This window comes from Pseudoalteromonas sp. 1_2015MBL_MicDiv (assembly GCF_002407505.1).
Taxonomy (GTDB): Bacteria; Pseudomonadota; Gammaproteobacteria; order Enterobacterales; family Alteromonadaceae; genus Pseudoalteromonas; species Pseudoalteromonas fuliginea.
This window is the reverse complement of the sequence record NZ_CP012737.1, coordinates 2,757,452-2,776,536: the sequence shown is the minus strand read 5'-3', so window position 1 is coordinate 2,776,536 and position 19,085 is coordinate 2,757,452. Positions and strand designations below refer to the sequence as shown.

The 19,085-nt window shown below is 38.9% G+C and carries 17 protein-coding genes; 8 read left to right on the top strand and 9 right to left on the bottom strand.

Features of this window, described 5'->3' with window-relative positions; genetic code table 11:
* Window positions 1–3: 3 nt before the first annotated feature.
* Window positions 4–927: a LysR family transcriptional regulator gene (locus AOR04_RS12430; protein ID WP_007376878.1), complete on the top strand. Its 924-nt coding sequence runs from the start codon at window positions 4–6 to the stop codon at window positions 925–927.
* Window positions 928–959: 32 nt separating this feature from the next.
* Here the strand turns inward: AOR04_RS12430 and AOR04_RS12425 are convergent, their stop codons facing one another.
* From AOR04_RS12425 to AOR04_RS12410, 4 genes are all read right to left on the bottom strand, one after another.
* Window positions 960–1,694, bottom strand: coding sequence for a dienelactone hydrolase family protein (locus AOR04_RS12425; RefSeq protein WP_096793515.1), 735 nt, complete (start codon window positions 1,692–1,694; stop codon window positions 960–962).
* 243 nt (window positions 1,695–1,937) lie between these two features.
* On the bottom strand, window positions 1,938–3,263 hold the full coding sequence (locus AOR04_RS12420; protein WP_007376880.1) for a glycerophosphodiester phosphodiesterase family protein: 1,326 nt from the start codon (window positions 3,261–3,263) through the stop codon (window positions 1,938–1,940).
* A 74-nt stretch (window positions 3,264–3,337) separates the two neighbouring features.
* Window positions 3,338–4,183: a carboxylate/amino acid/amine transporter gene (locus AOR04_RS12415; RefSeq protein ID WP_007376881.1), complete on the bottom strand. Its 846-nt coding sequence runs from the start codon at window positions 4,181–4,183 to the stop codon at window positions 3,338–3,340.
* 114 nt (window positions 4,184–4,297) lie between these two features.
* On the bottom strand, window positions 4,298–6,433 hold the full coding sequence (locus AOR04_RS12410) for a M3 family metallopeptidase (protein WP_096793514.1): 2,136 nt from the start codon (window positions 6,431–6,433) through the stop codon (window positions 4,298–4,300).
* Between the two features lie 700 nt (window positions 6,434–7,133).
* On the opposite strand from AOR04_RS12410, the gene AOR04_RS12405 reads away from it, so the two are divergent.
* The 6 genes from AOR04_RS12405 to yegD all read left to right on the top strand — a co-directional run bounded on the left by AOR04_RS12405 (window position 7,134) and on the right by yegD (window position 14,324).
* Complete coding sequence (locus tag AOR04_RS12405) at window positions 7,134–7,997, top strand: mechanosensitive ion channel family protein (RefSeq protein WP_007376883.1); 864 nt, start codon at window positions 7,134–7,136, stop codon at window positions 7,995–7,997.
* A gap of 440 nt (window positions 7,998–8,437) precedes the next feature.
* Entirely contained in the window at window positions 8,438–10,720 is a 2,283-nt protein-coding gene (locus tag AOR04_RS12400; RefSeq protein ID WP_096793513.1) for a TonB-dependent receptor, read from the top strand.
* Window positions 10,721–10,826: 106 nt separating this feature from the next.
* Complete coding sequence (locus AOR04_RS12395) at window positions 10,827–11,126, top strand: hypothetical protein (RefSeq protein WP_096793512.1); 300 nt, start codon at window positions 10,827–10,829, stop codon at window positions 11,124–11,126.
* 238 nt (window positions 11,127–11,364) lie between these two features.
* A complete protein-coding gene (locus AOR04_RS12390; RefSeq protein WP_096793511.1) occupies window positions 11,365–12,021 on the top strand; it encodes an HAD family hydrolase in 657 nt (218 codons plus the stop codon).
* 33 nt (window positions 12,022–12,054) lie between these two features.
* Window positions 12,055–12,897, top strand: a complete 843-nt coding sequence (locus tag AOR04_RS12385; RefSeq protein ID WP_096793510.1) for a DNA ligase — start codon at window positions 12,055–12,057, stop codon at window positions 12,895–12,897.
* Between the two features lie 62 nt (window positions 12,898–12,959).
* Window positions 12,960–14,324, top strand: a complete 1,365-nt coding sequence (gene yegD / locus AOR04_RS12380) for a molecular chaperone (protein ID WP_096793509.1) — start codon at window positions 12,960–12,962, stop codon at window positions 14,322–14,324.
* A gap of 19 nt (window positions 14,325–14,343) precedes the next feature.
* Here yegD and AOR04_RS12375 read toward each other — a convergent pair whose 3' ends face one another.
* The 3 genes from AOR04_RS12375 to AOR04_RS12365 form a co-directional block, all read right to left on the bottom strand.
* Window positions 14,344–14,808: a methylglyoxal synthase gene (locus tag AOR04_RS12375; protein WP_002958191.1), complete on the bottom strand. Its 465-nt coding sequence runs from the start codon at window positions 14,806–14,808 to the stop codon at window positions 14,344–14,346.
* A gap of 67 nt (window positions 14,809–14,875) precedes the next feature.
* Window positions 14,876–15,520 (bottom strand): LysE family translocator, encoded by a 645-nt coding sequence (locus AOR04_RS12370; protein ID WP_096793508.1) that lies wholly within the window; start codon window positions 15,518–15,520, stop codon window positions 14,876–14,878.
* A complete protein-coding gene (locus AOR04_RS12365) occupies window positions 15,517–16,716 on the bottom strand; it encodes a multidrug effflux MFS transporter (RefSeq protein ID WP_096793507.1) in 1,200 nt (399 codons plus the stop codon). The genes AOR04_RS12370 and AOR04_RS12365 overlap by 4 nt, the downstream gene beginning before the upstream one ends.
* A gap of 183 nt (window positions 16,717–16,899) precedes the next feature.
* Between AOR04_RS12365 and AOR04_RS12360 the strand changes: the two genes are divergently transcribed.
* Window positions 16,900–17,373, top strand: coding sequence for a hotdog fold domain-containing protein (locus AOR04_RS12360; protein WP_008134698.1), 474 nt, complete (start codon window positions 16,900–16,902; stop codon window positions 17,371–17,373).
* A 21-nt stretch (window positions 17,374–17,394) separates the two neighbouring features.
* Here the strand turns inward: AOR04_RS12360 and AOR04_RS12355 are convergent, their stop codons facing one another.
* Window positions 17,395–17,877 carry a bactofilin family protein gene (locus AOR04_RS12355; RefSeq protein ID WP_096793506.1) on the bottom strand — a complete coding sequence of 161 codons (483 nt, stop codon included), beginning with the start codon at window positions 17,875–17,877 and terminating at the stop codon, window positions 17,395–17,397.
* Entirely contained in the window at window positions 17,867–19,030 is a 1,164-nt protein-coding gene (locus tag AOR04_RS12350) for a M23 family metallopeptidase (RefSeq protein WP_007376893.1), read from the bottom strand. Before AOR04_RS12350 ends, AOR04_RS12355 begins: the two co-directional genes overlap by 11 nt.
* Between the last annotated feature and the right edge of the window lie 55 nt (window positions 19,031–19,085).

Here is a 19,085-nt window from a genome sequence, read left to right as displayed (position 1 = left end):
TTTATGAAAGTGTCGTTTGAGCAGTTAAAAAGTATGGTGGTATTTGCACAAATTGTAGAGCAGGGTAGCTTAACCGCTGCTGCTAAACAGCTAGGGCTTACGCGAGCCGTGGCAAGTTATCATTTAAAGAAATTAGAAACCCAACTTGAAATCACTTTACTAAATCGTTCAACCCGCACCATGGCGCTCACTGAAGCCGGCATTGCTTATTATGAGCGTTGTAGAATAATTACCGAACAAGCCAATGCCGCTAATCAACAAATAGAAAATATAAAAAGTGAGCCACAAGGTTTGCTTAAAATTAGTTGCCCCGTAAATGTAGGAATGCAATTAATTGTGCCTGCAATAAATACCTTTAAACGGCAATATCCTAAAATAAAAATTGATTTACAACTTACGGATGACGTTATCGATATTATTAAAAATGGGTTTGATTTTGCAATTAGGGGCGTGGCGCTGAGTGACTCCAACTTGCAGGCAACCAAGCTGACCACAATGAGCACCTGTATTTGTGGCGCGCCGGAATACTTTGCACATTTTGGTAAACCTAAAACACCCTTAGAACTAGCAGAGCACCAATGGGTCGTTTACCAGCTCGGGAGTAAAACATTAACACTTCAAAAAGATGGCAAAAAACACGATATTACAATGCAAGGTGGGCTAAGTACTAATAACGCAGCCGCACGTACTGCCTTTGTAGAAGCTGGGCATGGCATTGGCCGTATTCCGCTTTACGATGCGTGGCCAAAAGTACAAGCTGGGTTGCTTGAAATTATATTAGATGATTATAAAAGCAAAGATATTGAACTGTATGGAGTATTTCCGCCAGGGGCTGCGGGATCTAAAAAACTACGATTATTTATTGATTACTTAAAAGCCTACTTTGTAAAACAGCATACCGCTTTAGGTATGCTGAAAGGCGTTTAATTATTTTCGCTTTTAAAATATTTATAAAGCACTTATAAAGTACGGCTAAATAATGCAACCGCTTGTTGATACATATTAATAGCAAGGGCAGCGTCGTATCGCTCACCTTCATCACGCATAAAGGCATGCTGTGCGTTAACTTCCTGCCACTGATAATTAATGTTTGTGCTTACACATTGTTGGTATATTTTAGCGCGGCCTTCCTTTGGTACATGCGGGTCTTGTTTTCCCCATATAAAGTGAATTTCACCTTGTATATCAGCCATACGCTCGAATGAGTTGTTGCTTAGTTTTGCCGGTAATGTATTGCTGTGAATATCAGTAGCGTATAAACAAAAAGCCGCTTTAATTTCAGGGTTAAGTGCTGCTCTGTAAGCTAAATGTCCGCCAATGCATACGCCCATTGCGCCTACGGTGCTTGTGCAGTAAGTTTGTTGCTTTATAAAGTCGATAATGGCTTGCGTGTCGCTATCATGATGCTCAAGTGGTTTTGCCCATTTGTCGGCATTGCCTTTGTCTTTACCTGCATCGTCGTAAGCAAGCACAGTGCCTATAGGGTTTAACTCGTGAAATACTTCCGGGACTAACACCACAAAGCCATGGCTTGCTAAAATAGCTGCGCTGCGTGCAATCGGGGCGGTTTGCTGAAATATTTCAGAATAAAAAATGATAGCAGGGAACTGTCCTTGCGCTTGAGGGCGATATACAGTTGTTCGCATTAAACCTGTAGATGTTGGCAAGTCAGCATTATGTTGTTGGATTATCATAAAAGCGCTCAGTTAAATAAAATTATATATAATGATATGGTAACTGAGCGCGATAAAATAAACGACTCTTGTTGTTGAGTATTTATACCAACCTGCATAAATCTTTGATCAATTTAACGAATTAAATTTCACTATAACGTCGTTAAAAATTTTTTATTTAGAACAACTAGATAAAAAATTTTTGCCTAGTTCTAGCGTAATTTTCTTAACGTTAAATAGACCCCATATATAAGCAGATTGGTATTAAATACTTGCAGGCATTTTATTACAACTGGCGTAATAACTTACCGTAGCAGGCCAATCTGAAAATATAGCCATGACCCCCACGTCTTTTGCAAGTACATCAACAACCGTCATCATATCGCCATCGTTATCTATAACATCAGCAATTGATTGATAGTAATAGCCGCCGCCTTCATTTAGCGGGCCTGATCGCTCAAGGCTCCATGCAATAAGCGCTAAACCTGCCGCTTTAGCGTCAATTGCATATTGCGAGGGGACGATATTGTTTTCGCTATCTATTGTTAGCATCATCCAAATAGGAGGGGCTAAAATTTTAACGCCATCGGCAACAAGTTCATCCATGCTTGGTTGCCATGTTTGCGGGTTACTTGGATCAAAACCGGCTTCACTGTCGCGACCATCTAGGTATACGCTTTTGTCTGCAAAGTCAGGGTTGTTGTTAATCCAGTATTTTACGTCATCAAGGTTAAATGATTGCGGGTAAACTTTTGAGGCTGGCACATCCAATTGTGTGTACTCGTCTAGCATTTTTTGCGCATATTGCTCTTGTGTCATTCCATCAAATGGCATACTTACTTGTGGCGATTTTAGTTCTGGGGTCATTTTTACACCCAGCTCATTAAACAGTGCAATGCTTTGTTTATGGGTCATCAATGTGCCGTTGGTGGCATATAAATCAGTGCGCCAACTTGGTGTACCATCCATGTAATCGGCAACGGTAGTTGCATTAGTGTTTGCACCATCCATTTTACCTTCAAGGGTTAAAAACTCCGCTAAGCTTATGTCGCTGGTACAACATTTAGCTGATGCAGCAATACCATTAGCAGGATCGGCTGGTGTAAATGGCACACTGCATTTCGCTGCAAGTTCAGGAATGGCTAAAATATTAGTCGTGGTATGCAAATCGCATTGAGAGTGGCGACAAACAAGCTCTTTGTCGTTTGTAAATGTAACATCGCATTCAACAATGCCTGCGCCCATTCTGGCTGCAGCAATGTAGGCTTCTTTAGTATGCTCAGGGTATTGCATTGGCGCACCGCGATGACCAATGGAAAAATCAGTACGATAAAATGGCCCTTCGCTGCATGACTCTAATTTTGTTTTTAGTGTGCTTTGCGCCATATCATCAATTAAATAGTCGGGGCGAGTGCCTAGCTGAATATTTGCGCCTTCAGCAACCTCTACAACAATGGGCGTAGGTACTTCAACAATTTCCACTTCGGTGTTGGTAACAACCACTTCTTTTTCTACTATTTCTACATCGTCATCACAGCCTGCAAGTGCGGCTAACAATATACAGCTTGTAAGTAAGGTAATACGTTTCATTGTTTATCCTTAAAAAGTAAAATTTGTACTACCTTAATGATTATTAATGACAATTTAGCTACAAACTTATTAATTCACTTTTTATTAAGCATTTGATTGACCAATAATGCACCTAACATTATAGCTGCTCCAATACTTAACCTAACTATGTCAGCGTCTCTGTTCCAAATAAGCACGTTAACAATAATCCCTGCTGGGATAAGTAAGTTATTCATGACTGCTAGAGCTCCAACGTTGACAAGTGTTGCGCCTTTATTCCACATAAAGTAACCAAGGCCTGATGCAACAACCCCTAAATAAATCAGTATGCCCCACTGAGTAGAAGTGGTTGGTAATTTGTTTGAATTGCCAAATAATGCATAACAAATTATGGCAATAATAAGTGCGCCTATAAAAAACCATCCGAACACGGTTTTATCATCAAGTTGATTTTTATTCATTAAGCGTTTATAGGTGACTTGGCCTACAGCAAAACTTATATTCGCACCTTGAACTAATAGTAAACCGATTATGAAATTGTTATTTAGGTTTTCGTAACGAATAGTAATTGCGCCGATTACAGCAATAAGCGCGACTATAAAAAAGCGTGGGTTAAAGCGTCTATTCAATGCATCATTTAGCAAGGTAATGTACAAAGGAGTCATTACAGTAAATAGCAGTACTTCAGGAACGGTTAAAAATAAAAATGAGTGGTAGTAAAAGCTATACATAACACCAAGTTGTATAGCGCCAATCAGCATAAGCTTTAAGGCTAAAGGTTTAGGCGTTTGTTTGAGCTTTAAAAAAGGTAAAAAAATCAGTGTTGCCAGTGCTATGCGTATTAATACGCTAAACCAAGCGTCAACTTGTCCTGCTAAGTACACACCAATTAAACTAAACGAAAACGCCCATAGCAAAGTGACTGTAAATAAGTACTGCATAACCATCATCTTTTAATAAATATTGAGCTAAGTTTATCTGTTATATGTGAGGGTATAAACAATAAAAGCCCGCAAGCGGGCTTTTATAAAAGTGAGCTTAATAAATTAAGTTATTTACTCAACTAAACCACGGCGCTTAAGTAATGCGTCGGTAGTTGGTTTTTGACCTCTAAACTCAATGTAGCTTTGCATTAAGTCGCGGCTGTTACCTTTTGATAGGATTTCTTTACGGAACTTGTCACCATTTTTACGTGTTAAGCCGCCGTTGTTTTCCATATGTGCAAAGGCATCTGCTGCAAACACTTCAGTCCATAGGTACGCGTAGTAACCTGCTGAATAACCACCTGCAAATGTGTGGCTAAAGAAGTTTGATTTGTAACGCGGTGGAACAGGGTAGTAAGCAATACCGTGTTTTTCTAGCGCGTCTTGTTCAAACTTTTGAACATCAGTAATTTTTTCATCAGAACCAAATGAATGCCATTCCATATCAAGTAGTGCAGCGGCTAAATACTCGGTAGTGCCATAGCCTTGGTTGAATTTTTGCGATTCAAGTACTTTATCAAGTAGGGCTTGTGGAATTGGCTCACCTGTTTTGTAATGCTTAGCGTAGTTAGCAAGTACCATTGGTTCAATCATCCAATCTTCGTTTGCTTGCGACGGAAATTCAACAAAGTCACGCGCCGTTGCAGTACCCGCTAAGCTTGGATACTTAACATCTGAGAATAAACCGTGTGCAGCATGACCAAATTCATGGAACATAGTAGACACTTCGTCAAACGTCATTAGCGTAGGTTCGCCTGCAGCAGGTTTTGGAATGTTCTGCGCATTGTAAATAACTGGTTTAGTACCTTTTAAGCCACTTTCGCTTACGTATGCACTCATCCATGCACCGCCACGTTTACCTTCACGTGCATATGGGTCTAAGTAAAATAAACCGATAGCACTGTTATCAGCGTTAAATACTTCGTATACAGTTACATCTTCATGATAAACGGGAAGATCTTTACGTTCTTTAAACGTAATGCCATATAGTTTATTCATCGCGAAGAATAAACCGTCGTGAATTACCGACTGCATTTCAAAGTATGGCTTAACAAGTGCTGGGTCTAAGTTGTATTTTTCTGCACGTACTTTTTCAGCATAAAAAGTCCAATCCCATGGTTTAAGCTCAAAGTTTTCGCCTGAATCGTTAATCACTTTTTGAATAGCGGCTGCTTCTATTTTGGCTTTTTCAACTGCTTTTGGCGCAAGGTCGTCTAGAATGCCATATACATTGTCAGTTGTTTGCGCCATACGCGACGTCATTACATAAGAAGCCCAATCTTTATAGCCTAAAAGCTCTGCTTTTTGGGCACGTAGGTTGGTTTCTTTAATAATAATAGGACCGTTGGTTTTTGCAGCACGATTTGCAGAAGCTTTAAAAATTTGCTCACGCAGGTCGCGGTTTTCAAGGCTGCTTAAAATAGGCTGTTGCGTTGTATTTACTAACGTGATCATGTAGCCGTCTTTACCCGCCTTTTTAGCAGAAGCTGCAAGACCTGCAATTTCACCTTCAGAAAGACCGGCTAATTTACTTTTATCAGTAACGACAATGACGTCTTCTTTATATGATTTTAAAATGTTTTGTGAAAACGCGGTCGACAGTTGAGCTAGCTCTGAGTTAATTTCACGCATTTTAGCTTTTTCAGCGTCATTTAATTTAGCACCTGCTTTTACAAACTGCTTGTAGTAAAAGTCAACTAGACGTTGATCTTCAGCATTTAATTTATCTTGATTGTCATAAATTGTTTGTACGCGCTTAAATAATGCACCATTTAAGTAAATATCGTCTGAGTGAGCTGATAATACCGGCGCCATTTTTTCATCAATGCGCTGGTATTCGTCATCTGAAATTAAACCCGATAAGTTGTAAAAAGCAGCCGATACGCGGTTCAATAACTCGCCTGATAGCTCCATTTTAACTAATGTATTTTCAAATGTTGCAGGTTTTGGGTTATTAGCAATAGCTTCAATTTGCGCTGTGTGCTGTGCAATACCAGCATCAAACGCTGCTTCGTAGTCTTTTGTGCCAAACTTATCAAATTCTGGCGCCATATATTGCAATGGGCTTGGTTTAAATAAAACATTGTTTGCGTTCATGTCTTGCACTTGTGCTGCGCCTTCTTCTGCCGTTTTTGTTGTTTCATCTGATGAACAGGCCGATAGTATTAGGGCACTAGCAATAGTAGTGGCGATCAGTGTCTTACGCATAATAACTCCATAGAAAGATTAGCCGGAATAGGCTTTATGAGTTTAAAAACCCAGTTAACTTACCAAATTCTGATTTATATACAATAAAGTTTATCGATATTAAGCGGGATTTGAACGCAAATTAGCTAATAACAGGCATTTAGGTAGGTAAATACAGCTCTAAAAGATCGTTTTAACTACTGCTGAGTATCAAAAGAGGCGCTGTTTATACATTTACTCTTGCTATGCAAGTAGACACCCTATTTTATTGCGATGCTCTAAAATGTAGGTTAGGGCGTGTTGAACTTTGGTGGTTGAACTTGCATCAGTATGTTTGGTTTTTAGGCAAGGCAGAGCCTATGAAGTGCGGTTATTCCCCATAAATAGGCGATAACGTAGCACAAAGACCAAGCATGCGCTGCCCGTCGGGTTATTTCTAAGGACGATTAACTCTTTGTTGCTTACAGGATGTAGATAAGGGGCGTGAGCAGGATGCGGAAGCTTTGCTCGGTTTTTACTGAGCCCACTAGGTTACAAACCTCGCGCCACTTTTTAATAACTAGAGGGGACTTGCTGCAGTAGGAGTTAAATCAGTGCATATTGAACTTATTAACAGTGTGTTTAAGTTATATTATGACGTGCTAAACTTACCCAACACTGAATCACTTTCACTCTATAGCGATTTAACTTTAAAGCGCTCCTTGCTTGTATTGGAAAATAAATGACGTTAGAACACATAAACCAAATTCTTGCCTTTGTTGTATTTAGTTACAGCGATGTACATATTACCGTTGCAAAAATCATTAAAGTACCTTTAATACTTTTCGCTATTTGGTTTGTTGTTACGCGTATTGGTAAGTTGATAAAAAAAACCTTACTAGCAAAAAAGTTAAGCCAAGACGCTGTGCATTTATTCACTCGTATCTACTTTATTATAAGCATTGCTATTTTAGTTTTTACGTCCTTAGAAGTGCTTAGTATCCCCGTTACTGCATTTGCATTCGTATCGGGCGCTATTGCTATTGGCGTTGGTTTTGGTGCACAAAATATTATCAACAACTTTATAAGTGGTTGGATATTGATGTGGGAGCGACCAATTCGTATTGGTGACTTTTTAGAAGTAGGTAATGCAAAAGGTGTGGTAGAAACAATAAATACACGTTCAACACGTATACGCCGAAACGATGGTGTGCATATGCTGATACCCAATAGCCAGCTATTAGAAAATACAGTAACTAACTGGACACTAATTGATGGTAATGCGCGTTCAGCGGTGAGCGTTGGTGTTGCATACGGATCGGACGTACTGCTGGTTAAAAAGCTAATTCAGCAAGTACTTGATGACCATGAAGCTATATTGGCTAATCCAAAGTCGTCAGTACTATTTGATGACTTTGCAGATAGCTCACTTGTATTTAACGCTATTTTTTGGGTGTGCGCAGAGTCGGAGACTATGCTTAGAAAAGTACGCAGTGATATTCGCTTTAGTATTTACGCTGTATTTGAAGAGCATGATGTAGTGATTGCTTTCCCGCAGCGTGATATTCATATAGATGGAGAAATTGCACTTAAGCGTATCAAATAAAAAACATTCAGTTATCTGAGTCCATAAAAAATAAAGCTGCCGTGTGCAGCTCTTTTATTTTCAAACTATGTTCGTGTTTTTTCATTTTTGTTTAAAAAGTGCAAGTGGCTACTTTGTTTGGTGTTTTTTTATAAGGACATATGTCCTTATTTGTTGTGTTTTATGCCTTTAAATGTATAAAAATGGCATAACGTGTAGTTAAATGTTGCAAAAGAGTTTACTTTTTTGCTCATCTTTTTGCAGTAAAATTATTACGTGGTGGTATAATATCGATCGTTCGTTCAGCCTTATAACATCGTTTTTGTACTCTCGATAATAAGGTCCGCGCAGCCTATAGCAAGACGCGAAAAATTGGTCGAACCCGCAATCTACCTCCATGGTATAAATTGCGCAACACATAAACCGTTGAATAAGAGTGCACACAAAAGGTTAAACCCAACATGAAAGCAATGAAACGATCTACGTTAGCAACCCTAATTAACGCAACGTTGTTCTCTGCAGTAGCAGGTACTTCATTTTCTTCTTTAGCTGCGCAAGAAACAGCTAAAAAGAGCAACCAATTAGAAGTTATTCAAGTAACCGCTCGTAAACGTGTCGAAAACGCTCAAGAAGTACCCGTAGCAGTATCTGCATTACAAGGTGATAACCTTGATGTGTATAGCTCTGCCGGTATGGATATTCGCTTTATGAATGCGAAAATTCCAAGTTTAGCGATTGAGTCTTCTTATGGCCGTACATTTCCACGTTTTTATGTTCGTGGTTTAGGCAATACCGACTTTGATTTAAATGCATCACAACCTGTGTCACTGGTTGTTGACGATATCGTTCAAGAAAATGCGATTCTAAAAGGTTTCCCTGTATTTGATGTTGAGCGCGTAGAGGTTTTACGTGGTCCGCAAGGTACATTGTTTGGCCGTAATACACCGGCTGGTCTTGTAAAATTTGATTCAGTTAAGCCAAGCCAAGAATTTGAAGGTTTTAGTTCAGTATCATATGGTACTGACAGTGCTGTAGATTTTAGAGGTGCTGTAGGTGGTGGCTTAACGGATAACCTTTCTGCACGTGTTTCTGTTTTATGGCAAGATAAAGATAATTTTATTGATAACCGTGCACCAGGTTTTGAACAAGACGATGTATTAGGTGGTTACACTGATAGAGCTGCACGTGTTCAATTCTTATATGAAAAAGATGATTTTTCAGCCTTACTTAATTATCACGTACGTAATATGGATGGCACACCTATTCCATTTCGTGCGAATGCAATTAAAAGTGGCACTAACGATCTAGTTGATGACTTTGATTATAAAGTTGTTTACCACGATGCAGCAGCACGTGAAAAGCAAACTGTTGATGCACAAGGTTTAAGCTTAAAGCTAGAATATGATTTTAATGATTATACAATTACTTCAATTTCAGGTTGGGAAAGCGCAGAAGTAAACTCGCGTGGCGATATTGATGGTGGTTATGGTGCTGACTTTTTAGGTGAGTTTCATGGTCCAGGTTCAATTCCATTCCCATCAGAAAGTGAAAGTGGTTTACCAGATCACGACCAATACACGCAAGAATTACGTTTAGCGAGTAACTTTGACGGCGAAGTTAATTTTCAAACCGGTTTATTTTATTTTGATGAATCAGTAACGATTGAAAACTTCGGCTATAACACTCTAGCTGGGGGCGCGTTAAACGGTTACGTTAATCAACAGCAAGATACTAAAGCTTGGGCTGTATTTGGTTCTGTAGATTACACTGTTTCTGATGATTTAAAACTAACGGCTGGCCTTCGTTACTCAGACGATGAAAAAGACTTTGAAGCAGTACGTAAAATAGTTAGCGATGACTGCCTAAATAACTTGATACAATGTACAAACGATATCACCCGTACAACTGATGTAAGTGATGATCATGTAAGTTGGGATATTTCAGCGTCTTATAAATTAAATGATGATGTTAATTTATATGCACGAGTTGCAAATACATTCCGCGCTCCTAGTATTCAAGGTCGTATCACGTTCTCTGACGAGGTTACTACAGCTGACTCTGAAACTGTTACTTCATATGAGACAGGTTTCAAATCAGACGTACTTGATGGTCGCGGGCGTGTAAATGCGAGTATTTATTATTTTACTATGGATGATCAGCAATTAACTGCTGTAGGTGGGACTGCAAATACCACAAGTTTGCTCAATGCAGATAAGACAACAGGTTATGGTTTTGAACTTGATACCGAGTGGGTATTAACTGATGAGCTTAATGCCACGTTTAACTTTAGTTATAACAAAACAGAGTTAAAAGATAACAGCATTACCATTCCTGTACCAGATCGTGACACATTGCATATTACTGATACGACAGTAAATGGCAGAGCAATCATTGATGGTAATAGCTTACCTAATGCACCTGAGTTTATTTCTAACATAACACTTCGTTATTCAAAAGAACTAGCCGAAGGTAACTTTTACGCTTACACCGATGTATCGTACCGCAGTAAAGTTAACTTCTTCCTATATGAAGCGGTTGAGTTTGAAGGCAAACCATTAACAGAAGTAGGTGTGCGCGCCGGTTATACTTGGGCTCAGGATGATAATGAATACGAAGTAGCTGTTTTTGCTCGTAACTTATTTGATGAGCAAGTTGCTATTGGTGCAATCGACTTTAATAACAACACAGCAATGGTTAATGAAGAACGCTATGTTGGCGCTGAGTTTAAAGTTAACTTCTTCTAAAGTTAGCTTTAAATTATATTGATTTTTAAAAGCCTGCCCTGTGCAGGCTTTTATGTTTTTTTAAAGCTGGTAAAGTAGCGTAAATTAATTTTAATGAGATAAGATAATGGCTGGATTTTGGAATTACCGTGTAATTTTTTGTGAAGCAACGAAAGACGAAGCAGCGCAATATCAAATACACGAAGTGGAATATAACTTGAACGGCAAAGTAACTAACTGGTCAGAAACAGGCGCAGCCCCTTTTGGTACAACATTAGATGAATTAAAAGATGACTCAGAGCGTTTAAAAACAGCATTTGAAAAACCTGTACTTAAAGTTATGCGCAAAACGCGTGGCTATGAGCTTGTTGATGTTGATACGGGTGAGGAAGCAATGGGTGAGCCGCCAGCAGGCTTAACGCAATAACTGTATTTATATAAAAGGTGCTTAAGGCGCCTTTTTTTATTGCCAAAATTTAGCTTAGGTTAAATAATACCAATCTGCTTATATATGGGTTTTATTTAACGTTAAGAAAATTACGCTAGAACTAGGCAAAAATTTTTGTATCTAGTTGTTCTAAATAAAAAATTTTTAACGAAGTTATAGTGCAATTTAATTCGTTAAATTGATCAAAGATTTATGCAGGTTGGTATAAGGAATGAGGATGACTTTACAAGCAATATTATTTGATATGGATGGCACATTAGTTGATTCAGAAAGTATGCACTTTGTATGCTGGAGTAAACTACTTAAGCCTTACGGTGTTAGTTATTTAGAAAATGATTTTTGTCAGCGCTTTTCGGGACGGCCCACTTTAGAAGCCGCAATCGAAATTAAGCAAGAGCATAACTTATCGGTAAGTGCACAATTTTTAGCAGATGAAAAATACCGTTTATTTGGTGGATATGTAGTAACACATTTACCGCCACTGATGCCATTTACAGAGCAAACGTTGAAAGCTGTAAAAGAGAGTGGCTTAAAAATGGCGCTAGTAACAGGCAGTGCTAAAAGTGAAGCTATGCCAATACTTAAAGGTTTAGGGTTTTATGAGCTGTTTGATACGGTGGTAACAAAAGACGATGTAACTAATCCTAAACCTGCTGGGGACCCATATTTACTGGCACTTGAGCAGATAAATATACAGGCAGGCAATGCAATTGCTGTTGAGGATACATTTACCGGCGTTACGGCGGCCAACAATGCTTTGTTACGTGTGGTAGCCATTGCCAATAGCCATACTAAAGATCACGATTTTAGCCAAGCTACCTATCAAATGAGCAACTTAGATGAGTTTTGGCAATGGGCGCAATCTCAACTATAGTTTAAGCCAACTTTTACATGCTTGGATGCGCCAATGTTTACTATTAAACACCTGCTTTTAATTGTTATTGTACTTTTTACGCAATGCATAAGTGCAGCACAGCCGTCTGTTTTACTGGCTAAAGTATATGACGAAACTAAGCATTATGATGTAAGTAAGTATTTAGTCAGTGAAAAATATGATGGCGTAAGAGCTATATGGACCGGCACGGAGTTTTTAACTCGTAAGGGCAATATTATCAATGCGCCAAGTTGGTTTACAGCGCCATTGCCAAATGTATGGCTTGATGGTGAGCTGTGGACTAAACGTGAGCACTTTTCTGCGCTGAGTGGCATAGTCAGAACTAAAAAACCTAATAATCATGATTGGCAAACTATTACTTATAAAGTATTTGATATGCCAGATAAAAATCTGCCTTTTAGCACTCGCTATAAAAACTATAATGAGCTAATTACTAGCCTAAACTTGCCGCACATTAGTGCAGTAGGTCAATATAGCTTTACAAATAATGAGCAGCTTACAGAGTATTTTGAGAACATAACTAAGCAGGGCGGCGAGGGCGTAATGCTTCATTTGGCCAGCGCGAAGCACAGCAATGGAAGAAGTAATGCATTACTAAAATTAAAACCTTATTTAGATGCAGAAGCGGTTGTAATTGCACACTTACCAGGCAAAGGTAAATATCAAGGAATGTTAGGGGCATTAAGGGTAAAAACAGCGCAGGGGCAGGTATTTTCTATTGGTACTGGGTTTAATGATGCACAGCGCTCCATTCCACCGGAAATTGGTAGTACTGTAACGTACCGATTTCATGGCTTAACAAAAAATGGGTTACCGCGTTTTGCTAGTTTTTTACGGGTCAGAGATAGTTTATAACATTTATAAATTTTACAAAGTGTGCTAAATTGCGCGGCCTTTTTGGTAATGTGTGGTGAAGTATGTTTGTAGGTTTTGATTACGGTAGTTCTAATTGTGCTATGGGTGTAATGAGCGAGGGTAATGTTCAATTAGTACCGCTAGAGCAAGGAAAACATTACTTACCGTCTACACTTTACACTCATCACAGTGCGTTGGTTGTTGATTTTGTTGCTAAGCATTTACATGGCACAGCCCATGAGCATGACTTTTTAACGCAGCGCCAAGCATTATTAAATACCTTACCTCGTATTAAGTCAGACCTTGATTTACAACCTTCAGATGAAACCCTATTTATTGGTCGTGAAGCGATTAGCGAGTACGTGCAGTTTCCTGAAGAAGGCTATTTTGTTAAGTCCCCTAAATCATTTTTTGGTGCAACAGGTTTAAAGCAAGGTCAAATTAACTTTTTTGAAGATATCGCAACCGCGATGATCTTAAAAATTAAGCAACGCGCTGAGCGCTCTTTAGGTAAAACACTTACACAAACAGTGATTGGTCGCCCAGTAAACTTCCAAGCTGTGGGTGGCGATCAATCAAATCAACAAGCGGTCGGTATTTTAGAACGTGCAGCTAAACGTGCTGGTTTTAAAGACGTAGAGTTTTTATATGAGCCACTTGCTGCGGGTATCGATTACGAGAGTGATTTAACTCAGGATCAAAAAGTACTCGTTATTGATATTGGTGGTGGTACAAGTGACTGCTCATTTGTACAAATGGGCCCAAGCTTTAGAGGAAATAGCCAGCGCGATAGCGATTTTTTATCTCACAGTGGTAAACGTGTTGGCGGAAATGATTTAGATATTGCTTTGAGCTTTCATGGTTTAATGCCGTTATTGGGTTTAGGTAGTACGTTTAAATCGGGTTTGCCTTTGCCTAATCAAGCGTTTTGGCAAGCGTGTAAAATTAACGATGTAAACTTACAAAGCCAATTTTATAGTGAAAGCCATACCCGAGAGCTAAATGCACAATTACGTGATGTTAGTGCGCCTGAGCTTTATAAGCGTTTAATACATTTACAGCAAAACAAGCAAGGCCATCAATTAGTGCAACAAGGTGAAGCGGCTAAAATAGCACTTTCATCAGCTAGTGCGTTTGATTGCGATTTAAGCTTTTTAGTTAGTGGACTAAATAAAAATGTATCGGTAAGCGATTTAGCTGTTGCCGTTGAGAGTAGTATTAGCCAAATAGTTACTTTAGCAAAACAAGCAATCAGTGACGCTGCGACCACGCCAGACATTATCTATTTAACAGGGGGTAGTGCACAATCCCCATTGATTAAAGCGGCTTTAAGTGAGCACTTAGGCGATATAAAAATGGTTAACGGGGATCACTTTGGTAGTGTAACCGCTGGCCTGACTAAATGGGCCAGCATGCTTTATAAATAACCTAGATTACAATTGAGGTTTAAAGATCTATTTGTCGGGTTGCGAGGTATTTTTCGTAATCTGGCAATGTACGTTCAAGCTCTACGTCCATAAGCGGTGAGCTTAATAACATATCTGCACTCACTTCATTACACGCCACCGGAATATTCCAAACAGCGGCTAAACGCAGTAGTGCTTTAACATCAGGGTCATGAGGCTGTGATGCTAATGGGTCCCAAAAAAATATTAATACATGTATCTCATGTTCTGCTATTTTAGCGCCAAGTTGTTGATCGCCGCCCATAGGGCCACTTAAAAGCTGAACTACATCAAGCCCCGTCGTTTTTTGAATTAAATGCCCCGTAGTACCTGTGCCATATAAAGTGTGCTTACTTAGTATTTCTTTGTGTTTTTCACACCATAATTTTAGTGCTGCTTTTTTACCATCGTGGGCAACTAAAGCAATATTTTTTTGTGCGGGAAGAGATTGTGTTTTTTGTTCCATGCTGATTCTTTTTTATTAGTTAGCTTAAACTCTGGGTAATAAATCTCTTAACCAAAGTGCAGGTTAGTTAAAATAATAGATTGATAGCAAGGGCTATAAATACAGTGCCGGTGATCCTATCAATCCAAAGTTGGCTATTTGGGTTACGTCTAAAAAACTGTGCAATTTTGTCGCCAAAATAAATATACGTGCAGTCAATCGGAAAAGCAAAAATAGGGTAAAGCAAGCCAAAAAAAGCGAGTTGAAAAGTAGCAGATGAAAGCGTTGGATCTACAAATTGCGGAATAAATGCAATAAAAAACAGCGCCACTTTAGGGTTTAGCACTTCAGTCATCATGGCTTGAAACATGACATTACTTTTTTTACTGGTACTTATATGCGGTTTATCGGTTTGCTTGTCATCAGATATAGGCTCTGGCTGCTTTAGCGTGCCTTTAATCATCATAAACCCCAAATAACATAAGTATGCTGCGCCTGCATATTGCACTGCGGCATAGGCACTAGGGGAAGCTTTTAGGACTGCGCTTAGCCCTACAACAGCAAATAGAGTATGAATAACCCCACCTAATGCAAAACCAAAAGCACTTTGCATACCGGCGCTTCGACCATTAGCAAATGTTTGTGCCATCAAAAATGCATTTGATGGCCCAGGTGCTACCGCCATTAAAAAGCTGGCTAATAAAAACGAGACTAAAAAATCAGGATTGATCATTGGGCGCTTTTAGTTGGGTGTAAAGTATGTGCTTTTTTGCTCATTAAAATAAGCCAAAGCGGAACTAGTAATAATAAGTGAAAAGCAATTAGCCATGGTGTGCTTAGCCCTAAATACTGGGTCAATACTACCAATATGCTAGCGCCACTCATTTGCATAGCACCGAGTAATGCAGAGGCTGTGCCTGCTTGTTTAGGAAAGCTAGACAGAGACATTCCTGCTGCAGAGCCTAAACTTAAAGCAAACCCTAATGCAGCAATTAAGATAGGTAACATAAGCGCAAATGCTGTTTCTATACCGCTAAGGGCTAACATTAAAATGCCTGAGAAAACCAGTACACTCACACCGACACGCAAAGCACGTTGGCTATTTCGTTTAATGTAGGTTGGTAAAATAAAACTTGCGACAATACTTATTACGGCATTTAACGTAAACCAAAAAGTAAAGTCGGCTACGGTGCCGCCTAAATGTGTAATAAGCCAGCCTGGAGCGAGCGTTACATACACTAATATGGCCGACATTGAGACCATACAAATTAGGCTATTAAACAAAAATACCGGTGTTTTAATAATCGGTGTAAAGCGACGTAAATCTAAAATATGCCCTTGATAATGACTATCAGGAGGGCGAGTTTCTCTAAAAAAGAATAGGGTAACAATAAGGCCCAAAATGGCAAACGCGGTTAAAAACATAAAGTTCATACGCCAGCCAAACTGTACGGTAAGCCAAGCCCCTAAAATAGGTGCCATTGCCGGAATGAAACACACAATCCCGTTAAGGTAGGTGATCATCTGACCGCTTCGTTCACTACCATATTTATCACGCACTATCGCAAATGCGACAACAAACGTGGCACAGGCTCCAATTCCCTGAAAAGCACGTGCTATCAGCAATACCTCAAAAGAAGGCGAGTAGTATGCGAGTAATGCAGAGCTTGCATACAAACTAATGCCCACTACTGCCACTGGTTTTCGGCCAAATCTATCAGCTAAAGGGCCCGCAATTAATTGGCCTAGGCCTACTGTTAGCATAAAAATAGCAACGGTTTGCTGTACTTGTTGTTCAGTAACTGCAAATTGTTCTGCAATAGTTGGAAAAGCAGGTAGGTAAATATCGATTGCCATAGGGCAAAATATAACGAGTAACGCTAAGATAAGTAACAAAGTCATATTAGGTTTAGCGGGCTGTGTTTGCATTGAGTCTCCTTTTGCCGAGTATTTTAGGTGGGCACTCATAAAAAAGAAAGGGCTTATGACCCCTGCATAGGCTGTCATTCTTACTTTTTGATTGGATTAAGCTAAAAAGCCAGCATAAATGCACTTTTTAAAACTGGTCTGATGTGTTAATTTTAAAAAAGTAACTGTTGATGGAAAATAATAATGAGTAATAAATCTGCACTTGTAAAAACATGGCACAAGTTTAAGCGCTTACCTTTTGGGAATTGGCTTTTTACTAAAGCTGTTTGCTTTAAAGCGCCATATTTTGGTTCGATGAAACCTTACGTACTCGATTTGAGAGAGGGCCATTGTAGTGCGGTGGTTAAAAATCGTCGCAGCGTTCATAATCATATTGGAACTATTCATGCTATTGCGCAGTGTAACTTAGCTGAATTGTGTGCGGGTGTAATGGTTGATGCTACAGTGCCAGTTAAAACGCATCGTTGGATCCCAAAAGGGATGACAGTGCAGTATTTAGCTAAAGTAGACACTGATGTAACTGCAATTGCAGAGATTGATTTACCGCATAAATGGATAGATAAAGAGGACTTAGTTGTGCCAGTAAAGCTTTATAATACTCGCAATGAACTTGTATTCACTGCTGATATTACAATGTATATCACTGAAAAAAAATAATGAACAGTCAACTGAGTTGATTTAGTTTTTATCTGTGGCTTGTTTATTTACAAACGACAAGCCGCTGTCGTCTTCCTCTAACAACATCTTAACTTCACTGACTGGTTTTAATTCTTCACTAATAAGCTCAATTGCATCTTTTTCAAAACGTTGCTTTAAACTACCTTCAATAATCGCACCGGCATCTATGCTTAAGGTATCGTGGAATACATCGCCATGAACATGTGCGCCGCTTTTAACATTTACTTCACTGGCGTTTATTGAGCCAATAACTTTGCCTTTTACAACTACATTTTGTGCTTCAACCATACCTTCAATAATACCTGTTGAGCCAATAACTAAATGTTTTGCTTTAATATCACCATCAATACGACCATCTAATTGTACTTCACCTTGGCTAACTAAGGTGCCTGTGATACGAACATCTTGTGAAATAATAGAGGGAGTGTTATTTACTCTTTTTAAACTAGAGCTTCCTGGTTTTTGTTTCTTTCTACCGAACATGAGAAAGCGCCTTTGTTATTTTTAGAGGATTAACATGTTTGCCATCAAGTAATACTTCATAATGCAAGTGAGTACTGGTACTTCTACCGGTGCTCCCCATTAAACCTATTACATCATTTTTAGTAATTAGTTGACCTTTCTTCACTTTAATCTTATTTAAGTGGCCAAAACGAGTCACAAGGCCATTTTTATGTTCAAGCTCAATAAAGTTACCATAACCACCGTTGCGGCCGGCTCTGAGAACTATAGCGTCAGCAGGGGCAAAAATTTCGGTTTTATGCCAACCAGCTAAATCGACTCCTTTATGAAAGGCTCGACGATTATTCATAGGATCTTTGCGAAGACCAAAACTACTTGAAATGTAATATTTTGCAGCAGGCAAAGGTAAAGAATTCGGAAGCTCTGTTAAAAAGCTCTCAAGGTTATTTAATAAGAGTAGTTTATCGGCAATAAGTAAAAATTGGGTCGGAATTTTTGTTTCATCAAAAACATCAAGTGGGCCACCTTGTGCTGTTTTTTGTTCGCTTAGTGCCAAATGTTGTTTAAGTGCCGATTCAAGTCCTGCGCCTTTAAGCATTGCTAAAATATCGTCGTGTCGTTTATTTATTTGGCTATCAAGTAATGCAAAGTTTTTTTGATAAGCTTGTGCTAAATGTTGGTATCTTGCTGAAAAAGTAAGCGGGGTAACTAAGTTCACTTGCTTATTGTTTGGCTCTTCATCAAGTAGTGGAGCATGAAATTCTTCTTTTCGTTCACTAATTGGTGACTCGAGATTACTATCAAGCTGTATTGAATCTTTGCTAATCGAGGCCGGTAATGACTCTATCATGCTTTGCAATAAAGCCTGTTTTTGTTCAAGAATAGCCAGCTGTTCTAACTGATTTGTATAAAGTGCATTTTGTTCGCTGACTTTTTTCTGCCAAAGTAGTTGTTTATTCAATTGGTTTTGCTGGATGTTGGAAATTTTGTTCGTTTGTGAATAAACACGTAATGTAGAAATACTGATCCAAGCTAAAGTAGCAAAAACAAGTACTGCAACAGTAAGCTGAACCCAAGACGCCAAAACAACATGCTTAACTTCACCATTTTGGCGAATAAGTAACTGACGGGCTGGAAATGTTTTTTGATAAAAAGACTTTATAAATACTGACATGGCATATAAACATTGGCTATTAACCGAATTAAGATAGCAATTTGAGTTAAAAAAG